At 67.9% G+C, this 8,115-nt stretch carries 9 protein-coding genes; 6 read left to right on the top strand and 3 right to left on the bottom strand.

Annotated elements, in window-relative coordinates; all coding sequences use genetic code 11:
- From QH276_RS00595 to QH276_RS00620, 6 genes are all read left to right on the top strand, one after another.
- Positions 1-518, top strand: a 518-nt coding sequence (locus tag QH276_RS00595) for a thiolase C-terminal domain-containing protein (protein WP_432278779.1), incomplete at its 5' end; no start/stop codon positions are given.
- Positions 519-985: 467 nt separating this feature from the next.
- A complete protein-coding gene (locus QH276_RS00600) occupies positions 986-2,071 on the top strand; it encodes a DUF4129 domain-containing protein (RefSeq protein ID WP_280399466.1) in 1,086 nt (361 codons plus the stop codon).
- Complete coding sequence (locus QH276_RS00605) at positions 2,068-2,562, top strand: hypothetical protein (protein ID WP_280399467.1); 495 nt, start codon at positions 2,068-2,070, stop codon at positions 2,560-2,562. The genes QH276_RS00600 and QH276_RS00605 overlap by 4 nt, the downstream gene beginning before the upstream one ends.
- Positions 2,563-2,590: 28 nt before the next feature.
- Positions 2,591-3,553, top strand: a complete 963-nt coding sequence (locus QH276_RS00610; protein WP_280399468.1) for an AAA family ATPase — start codon at positions 2,591-2,593, stop codon at positions 3,551-3,553.
- Positions 3,550-4,824 carry a DUF58 domain-containing protein gene (locus QH276_RS00615; protein ID WP_280399469.1) on the top strand — a complete coding sequence of 425 codons (1,275 nt, stop codon included), beginning with the start codon at positions 3,550-3,552 and terminating at the stop codon, positions 4,822-4,824. The genes QH276_RS00610 and QH276_RS00615 overlap by 4 nt, the downstream gene beginning before the upstream one ends.
- A complete protein-coding gene (locus QH276_RS00620) occupies positions 4,821-5,303 on the top strand; it encodes a hypothetical protein (protein WP_280406548.1) in 483 nt (160 codons plus the stop codon). Before QH276_RS00615 ends, QH276_RS00620 begins: the two co-directional genes overlap by 4 nt.
- A 101-nt stretch (positions 5,304-5,404) precedes the next feature.
- Here the strand turns inward: QH276_RS00620 and QH276_RS00625 are convergent, their stop codons facing one another.
- From QH276_RS00625 to QH276_RS00635, 3 genes are all read right to left on the bottom strand, one after another.
- A complete protein-coding gene (locus tag QH276_RS00625) occupies positions 5,405-5,791 on the bottom strand; it encodes an inorganic diphosphatase (RefSeq protein ID WP_280396664.1) in 387 nt (128 codons plus the stop codon).
- Positions 5,792-5,851: 60 nt separating this feature from the next.
- Positions 5,852-6,970, bottom strand: coding sequence for an alkane 1-monooxygenase (locus QH276_RS00630; protein WP_280396665.1), 1,119 nt, complete (start codon positions 6,968-6,970; stop codon positions 5,852-5,854).
- 94 nt (positions 6,971-7,064) lie between these two features.
- Positions 7,065-7,979, bottom strand: coding sequence for a lipase family protein (locus tag QH276_RS00635; RefSeq protein ID WP_280406549.1), 915 nt, complete (start codon positions 7,977-7,979; stop codon positions 7,065-7,067).
- Between the last annotated feature and the right edge of the window lie 136 nt (positions 7,980-8,115).

Genomic DNA, 8,115 nt, shown 5'->3' on the forward strand with positions numbered 1-8,115 from the left:
GGGGCGCGATCGTGGTGACCAGTGTCGAGCGGGCCCGCGATCTCCCGAACCCGGCCGCGGTGATCCCCGCGGCGGCGCAGGGCAGCGGTGCGGATCAGTACGTGATGACCAGCTACTATCGCGACGCACTCACCGGCCTGCCGGAGATGGGTCTGGTGGGTGATCAGCTGTGGGAGCAGAGCGGTTTGCGACCGGACGATATGCAGGCCGCGATTCTGTACGACCACTTCACGCCTTTCGTGCTCATGCAGCTCGAGGAACTGGGATTCTGCGGCCGCGGCGAGGCGAAGGATTTCATTGCCGGCGGCGCCATCGAAATCGGTGGGAAACTGCCGATCAACACCCACGGTGGACAATTGGGCGAGGCGTACATCCACGGGATGAACGGTATCGCCGAAGGGGTCCGGCAGTTGCGCGGGACTTCGGTGAATCAGGTGGAAAAGGTGGAGAACGTACTGGTCACCGCCGGTACCGGTGTGCCTACGTCGGGGCTGGTGCTCAGCGCCGACCGCGCCTGACCGGTTACGGGTCGCACACCGTGGAACGCCCGGCTCGGAACCGGGCGTTATCGGCGGCCGGGAGGTGGTTGCCCCGTCTGCCCCGGACGCGTGGCCCCGCGCCGCCGGGTATCGCACGAGTCTGGAAGGCTCGCGCCCATCACGGCGAGCGGCGGAGCCCGCGGCAACGTAAACCCGGATGGATGACTCGCGGATGGAAGCGCCGGGTGCGCGATTCGCCCGTCCGCTGCGGCGGGGTGCGCCGCCGCACGAGCCGAAGCTGTTCAGCGGGCCCGGGGCGCTTGTGAGTATTCACAGTCGGGAACAAGATATAACTGTCGATTCCTTAATGGGCAGTAGGTTTGCCGGCGAGGGGCTGGTAAAGGTGGAAAAGTCGTCATTTCATATTCTTCAATCGGTACCCGACCGGCCGTCCGGCATGTAAATATGTGGCTGTTCTTGGCAGTACACATAGTGGAGTTATCGGGTTGGCCGGGTCGCGGGCGCTGATCGCGCGGATTGTGGCGGTGTTCGCGCTGCTGGTCTGCGCTGTCGTCGCGCTGCGCGGACATATTCCGGGGATGCCGGAGAATTCCGGGGAATCCGCCGGCAACGCCCCCGCCGTCCTGTCCGTCGTCCTCATGCCCGTACTGCTCACCGTGTCGATCGTGGTGTTGCTGGCCGGGGTCATCGCCAGCCAGCATCGGCTGCCGTTGGCCATGCCCGACCTCGACGCCGACGAATCGGAACAGCCCTGGCAGCTCGGCCGTCTCGGCTTGGTGGCGCTGTTCCTGCTTGCTGTCGCCGGCGTGCTGGCCTCGATCGTCTTCGCCGTCTACTTCATCGGATTCCAGCCCACGGCCGACGAGGTGCCGGCCCCGGAACAGCGCACCGAACAGCCCAGCCGCCCGCCGGTGCCGCCCGGCATGCAGGAGGACGAGCCGGTACTCACCGGCACCGGCCTGATCCTGGCCGTCGCCGCGGCCGGGACCCTGGTCGCGGTGGCGATCACCGGCCTGGCCGTGGTCACCGTGAACACCCAGCGCCGCGAACGGCCCGCCGAACCCGAGGAAACGGGCGGTATCAACGGTGAACAATTGCGCGAGGAGAAGCTCTCGCTGGTGAAAGCCGCCGAAATGGGCCTGGCCGCGATGAACGCGCCCGGGCAGGACCCGCGCACCGCGATCATCGCCTGCTACGTGGCGATGGAGCGCGGGCTCATCTACGCGCGCGGCGCCGCTCCGCTGGCCTCCGATACCCCCATGGAGGTGCTGGCCCGCGCCTTCGAGCACGGCGCACTGCACGACGCCTCCGCCCGCGAACTGGTCGCGCTGTTCGAGGAGGCGCGGTTCAGCCCGCATTCGATGCTGGAATGGCAGCGGATGCGGGCCGAGCAGTTGCTGCGCGTGGTGCTCGCCGACCTGCAGGGCACGCCGATCCCCGCCCCGCCGGAAACTCCGGACCCGAGCCACGTGCCCGGCGGAACGGGGGCGGGCCTGCGCGAGCCGGGCTCGGATCCGGGAGCGTGGCGTAACCACAGCGGGCCCGCGCGCATGCCGAAGGAGACAGCGTGACCCGGCCCTGGATAGTCGTGACCGCGATCCTTGCCGTCGCGGCCGTCGAAGCCGCGGCCTACCTGCGGGCCCGGGAATTCATGCTGGTGGCCGCCGGAATTCCGGTGGCGATCGCACTGTGTTGCTTCGTCTGGGTGCTGTTGCGCCCGGAGAAGAAGGAAAAGGAATTCGTCGACGAGATGGCCAACGGGCCCGCCGAAATGCTGCAGCACTGGCATGCCCGCGCCGAAATGCTCGCCGACCGTGCCGACGGCAGCCGGGCTGATTGGGACCGGCATCTGCGCCCGCTGCTGGCCAAGGAATTCCAGCTGTCCGCCGGCCTGCGGGTCAGTAAGAACCGGCGGGCGCTGGAAAGTGCCGGGGTACACCTGTTCGGTGCCGAACTGTGGCGCTGGGTGGATCCGGCGGATTCGGCGTTGCGTGACCAGAACACGCCCGCGCCGGGTCGCGCGGCTCTGGACGAGATCCTGAGCCGTCTTCAGAGAATGTGAAACGGGTCGACGCATTGCGAGATATGAAATGACGATGCCCTTGGACGCGACTGTCCAACGCACCGAGGCCGTGCTCCGGGAGGTTTCCCGGGTCGTGGTCGGTAAACGCGAAGAGCTTCAGCTCATCATGATCGCGATATTGTCCGGCGGGCATGTGCTCATCGAGGATCTGCCCGGCTTGGGTAAGACATTGATCGCGCGTTCGTTCGCGGCCGCCCTCGGGCTGGATTTCACCCGGGTGCAGTTCACCCCCGACCTGCTGCCCGCGGATCTGCTCGGCTCCACCATCTACGACATGACCACCGGCCGGTTCACCTTCCGCCGCGGCCCGGTGTTCACCCATATGCTGCTGGCCGACGAGGTGAACCGCACCCCGCCGAAAACCCAGGCCGCGCTGCTGGAGGCGATGGCCGAGGGCCAGGTGAGTATCGACGGCGAAACCTTCCCGCTGCCGCAGCCGTTCATCGTGCTCGCCACCGACAACCCCATCGAATACGAGGGCACCTACCCGCTACCGGAAGCCCAGCTGGACCGGTTCGCCATTCAGCTGCGCCTCGGTTACCTCTCCGAACTCGACGAGACCGAAATGATCCGGCGCCGGCTGGAACGCGGCGCGGTGCAGCCGCGAGTGCATCAGGTGGTGGACGCGAAGGGTCTGCTGGAGATGCGGCACGCGGTCGAATTCGTTTCGGTGCACCCGGATGTGGTGGGGTACGTGGTCGCGCTGGCCTCGGCGACCCGCGGGCACGCGCAGGTGGAGGTCGGGGCGAGTCCGCGATCGGAACTGGATCTGGTGCAGATGGCCCGCGCCCGGGCGCTGCTCAACGGTCGCGACTACGTTATCCCCGAGGACGTGAAAGCCCTCGCCGTACCGGCGATGGCGCACCGGATCACCCTGCGGCCGGAAATGTGGGTGCGCCGGATCCGCGGCGAGGATGTGATCGGTGAACTCCTGCGCCGGCTCCCGGTTCCCCGCGCCGCCACCCAATGAAACACCGCGACGACAGCGCCACAGTGGAGGCGAGGTTGCGCTGGCGCCCCGCCCCGCTGACCTATCTGCTCGCCATCGCCTCCGCCGTCGCGCTGTTCGGTGCGGTGATCACGGCCAGCTGGCAGCTGGTGGTGTTCGCGGCGCCCATGCTCGGTGTGCTGGCCAGCGCGCCCTGGCAGGTGTCGCGTACCCGGATTCAGGTGGACGGTGGTGGTACGCAGCGGTGTTTCGAGGGCGAGCAGGTCACGGTCACGATTGCCGCGTTCGTCGATCAAGGGCATGCGCTGTTGCGCTGTAAGCCGGTGGTGACCGACGGGATGACGGTCACCGTGGACGAATCCTCGGATTCCGGGACAGCGCCCGCGGGACTGCGGTTGACGCTGTCGGCGCAGCGGTGGGGTCGCTACCCGGTCTCGGTGCGGGTGAAAGCGCTGAGCCCGGCCGGAATGGCGCTGGCCACCGTGACTCTGCCCGCCGGAGAAATCTTCGTCTACCCGGTCACCGATCCGCAGCGCATGCGGTTGCCGCGTACCGAACTTCCCGAACGGCTCGGTGTGCACCTCACCCGCAAACACGGCCCCGGCGTGGAATACGCCGATATCCGCGCCTACGCCCCCGGCGATCAGCTGCGCATCGTGAACTGGCCGGTGAGCGCCCGCCGGGGGCGGTTGTATGTGACCGAACGCCTGACCAACCGATCCGCGGACGTGGTCGTCCTGATCGATACCTCACAGCAGGCCCCCGGCCCCGCCACCGAGGCGATCGAACAATCGGTGCGCGGCGCGGCCCAAGTGGTCCAGTCCACGCTGCAGGCCGGCGACCGTACCGCCGTGGTGTGTCTCGGCCAATCGCCGCGCTGGCTGCGCCCTGATATCGGCCGCCGCCAGTTCTACCGGATCGTCGATACCGTGCTGGATGTCGGCGACGAGCACATCCCCACCACCGGCACCCTCGCGCCGTGGGCCGCGGTGCCGCTGGGCGCGGTCATCATCGCGTTCTCCACCCTGCTCGACACCCAGTTCGCGCTCGCCCTGATCGACCTGCGCAAACGCGGGCACGTGGTGGTGGCGGTGGATGTGCTGCGCGGCAGCCCGTTCGCCGAGGATCTCGATCCCACCATGGAGAAGATGTGGCAGCTGGAGCGGACGTCGATGTACCGCGATATGAGCACTGTCGGCGTGGATATCGTCAACTGGGCCGCCGACACCCGCCTCGACCAGACGATGCGCCTGCTACCCCAGCATCGCCGGATGATCCGGATCCGCCGATGATCAAATTCCTCGCCCACCTCTCCGGAACCCTGCTGGTACTGCTGGTGGCGCTCATCCAGCCGTGGGCCGCCCCCGTCGCGATCCTGCTGGTGGTGATCGGCTGGTGGTGGCGCCTCAGCGCCGTCGGCGCGGTCCTCTTGGTGATCGGCGTCCTGGGTCTCTCGGACCCCGGCCTGATGGCGGCCGCCGCCGCGGGCCTGGTCGCCACCACTTACCTGCTCAACATCGCCGCCGTGAAAGCCCCCCGCGGCGTAGTCCCCACCACCTTGCCCTCGGTCGTCGGCGCGGTCCTGTGGACCGGCGCCGCCGGCGCGGCAGCCGTCCTGCCGATCGAACTCGCCTGGTCCCCCGTCGTGGCCCCGGCCCTGGTGATCCTGCTGTCCTCGATCCTCACCTACAGCATCACCGCCACCCGCCGCCGCCCCGCGAACTCGGTGTCCGGTGCCGCGGAGCAGAGCGGGACACCGGGAACGACCTGACCTCGGTTCCCGAGATGGATTGGATCAACCCGCTCCGGGTGTGACACTCGGAGCCCGCTCACTCGGCACCATGACACGTCGGCGATAGCGGGCCGTTCCGATCAGGGCGCAGGGCGAACCACGATGTACTCGCCGGCGGTTTCCTGGAACTCGACGGCTGCGGCGATCGCCTCGTCGTCGAGACCGGGGCTGTGCTCGGGGACGACGATCAGTTTGTCGTCGTCGTCGTACAGCCGGTGCACGATCGCGATACATCGTCCACGCGCGGAGACCAGCGGAGCCTGTGGACCGAGGAAGTACGCGTCGAGTTCTTCGCCGTCCGGGGCGAGGGTGCCGGGAACGTAGCCGTAGTTGGTCGTGTACCGGAATCCGCAAGTGGGGTGGTGGCTTCCGTACGGGCGGTCGAAGACCAGGTCGACTGTGCGATCGAGATACGGGAGTGCGAGGGTCAGCGACCTCGAGGTGTGGCCGCCGTGCCGATCGTTCACCGCATCAGCGTAACCCGATGCGACGCGCGATCACCCGGCCGGCGAGGACAGACTGGGGAATCAGCGTTCCGGTTTGCGGTTGACGCGGGTGAGGTCGCCGCCGTAGTGGGCGAGGACTCGGGGGTCCATGACCGCGCGCCACAGGGGTGGTACGGCGGCGAGCAGGACCATGGTGGCGTACCCGAAGGGGAGTTGCGGGGCCTCCTCGGAGCTGCGCAGCGTCTGGTAGCGGCGGCCGGGGTTGGCGTGGTGGTCGCTGTGGCGTTGTAGGTGCAGTAGGAAAACATTGGTGACCAGGCGGTCGCTGTTCCAGCTGTGGCGGGGGGAGCAGCGTTCGTAGCGGCCGTCGGGACGGCGGGCCCGGAGCAGCCCGTAGTGCTCGAGGTAGTTGACGGTCTCCAGCAGGCCGATGCCGATCACGGCCTGGAGCACGAGGTAGGGGACGATGGCGGGGCCGAAGACGAGTACCAGCGCACCGAACAGCGCGGCGCTCATCGACCACGCCTGCAAAAGCCGGTTGTCGCGGCAGAACCATCGTTTTCCCTTGCGGGACAGCCGCTCTCGTTCCAGCGCGAGCGCCGACCGGAAACCGCCCCCCACGCTACGCGGGATGAACGCCCACAACGACTCACCGAAACGGGCACTGGCCGGGTCTTCGGGTGTGGCGACCCGGACATGGTGGCCGCGGTTGTGTTCGACGAAGAAATGACCGTATCCGGATTGCGCCAGCGCGAGCTGCGCCAGCCGGCGTTCGAGGTGTTCGGCCCGGTGGCCGAGTTCGTGGGCCGCGTTGATACCGATACCGGAGACGAGTCCCAGCGTCACGGTCAGCCCTAGTTTGTCGATCAGCTGGAGTTCGGACCGCGACCACATGTACCCCGCGATGACCAGGCCGGTGAACTGGAAAGGCAGGAAAAGGAACGTGCACCAGCGGTAATAGCGATCGTTGGATAGCGCTTCGTAGTCTTCGTCCCGTGGGCTGCTACCGTCGCAGCCCACCGTGACGTCGAGGATGGGAATCACCCCGAACACCACGATCGGGCCGATCCACCAGAACACCGCCAGCCCGGTGAAGTCGACCAGTTGCGCCGGCAGTAGCGCGCAACCGGGCGCTACGGTGCTCAGAATCCACAGATATCGTTTGGGGTCGCGCGCGTTCGCCCGTCTGAGGATTGCCATATCCCGTGCCCGCGACCAGCCGGCGGCGCGGGACGGTGACAGCCCCGCCTGACCGGGGCGGCCGAGTGCCGGAACCGGGTTGGTCTTCACCGAATCAAGGCAGAGCCGCGCAGTTCGCCGGAGCGGGCACATCGGCGAGACGATCGGTCACCCACGGCAGCGAGGTCGTCATCGACGGGAAGAACGCCACATCGTGTGTGCTGAGGAATCCCGAAATGGGCGGCACGGCAGCGTCCGCCTCCAATTGAACCGGCGTACCGCCGCCGCACCAACTCGCGGCGATCCCGCGAACGGCCGGGAACATCTCATCGTTGCGCGCCGCGTAGATACGCACCGGCACCGCGGGAGCAGACCCGCCGAGCCGTTGTTCGTCGAATGCCCTTTTCAACTCCGGGGAACTGTCGATCACGGCCGTGATCGGCTGTCCACTGGTGGTCCAACGGGACGTGTGCTGCGGCTGGGTGAGGGTATTGGAGAGGCCGCCGCCGCATTTGCCGATCGAATCGTTGAGGATCGCCTTACCGGTGTCGTTGAGGACGGCATCGAACACCGGCCGGGTGTCGGGGTAGTCGGCGGCGATACCGTTGAGAATCCAGGCGATGGCCGGCGCCACTCCGGGGAGGCCATCGCTGCGCGCGATGTATTCCGCAGGGCCGGCCGGGGGCCCGCCCACGTATGCGCCACGTACGTTCAGATCGGGGGCATAGGACGGTTGCAGTTCGGCTGCGGCCGCGGCGGCCATCCCGCCCTGGGAGTAGCCGTAGAGCAGGACCGGAGAGCCGGGATGGAAGCCGGTGCCGGGCAGGCGCAAGGCGGCACGAGCGGAATCGAGGACCGCGTAGCCCTGGGTCTTGCGGTTGAGGAAGTTGTGGATACCCGGTGAGCCGAAGTCGTGATAATCGGTCATCACCACCGCCATACCCTGGGCCAGCAGATGCTGGATCGCCATCACGTCGTATTCGAAGACCATATCGGCCGGCGGCTGGTATCGGACCACCTGCGACACCATCGCCGAAGGCGCGCATTCCGGGCCTTGCCCCTGGGTACCGCCCGCGTACGCTACCAACGGGCGTTCGCCCCGGCCCCGCCCCCGCGCGGGGGGGGGCCCGTAAGGACCCCCCCCCCGGGGGGGGGGCGAAAGGGGG

It is taken from the genome of Nocardia carnea, from assembly GCF_029869215.1.
Classification (GTDB): Bacteria; Actinomycetota; Actinomycetes; order Mycobacteriales; family Mycobacteriaceae; genus Nocardia; species Nocardia carnea_B.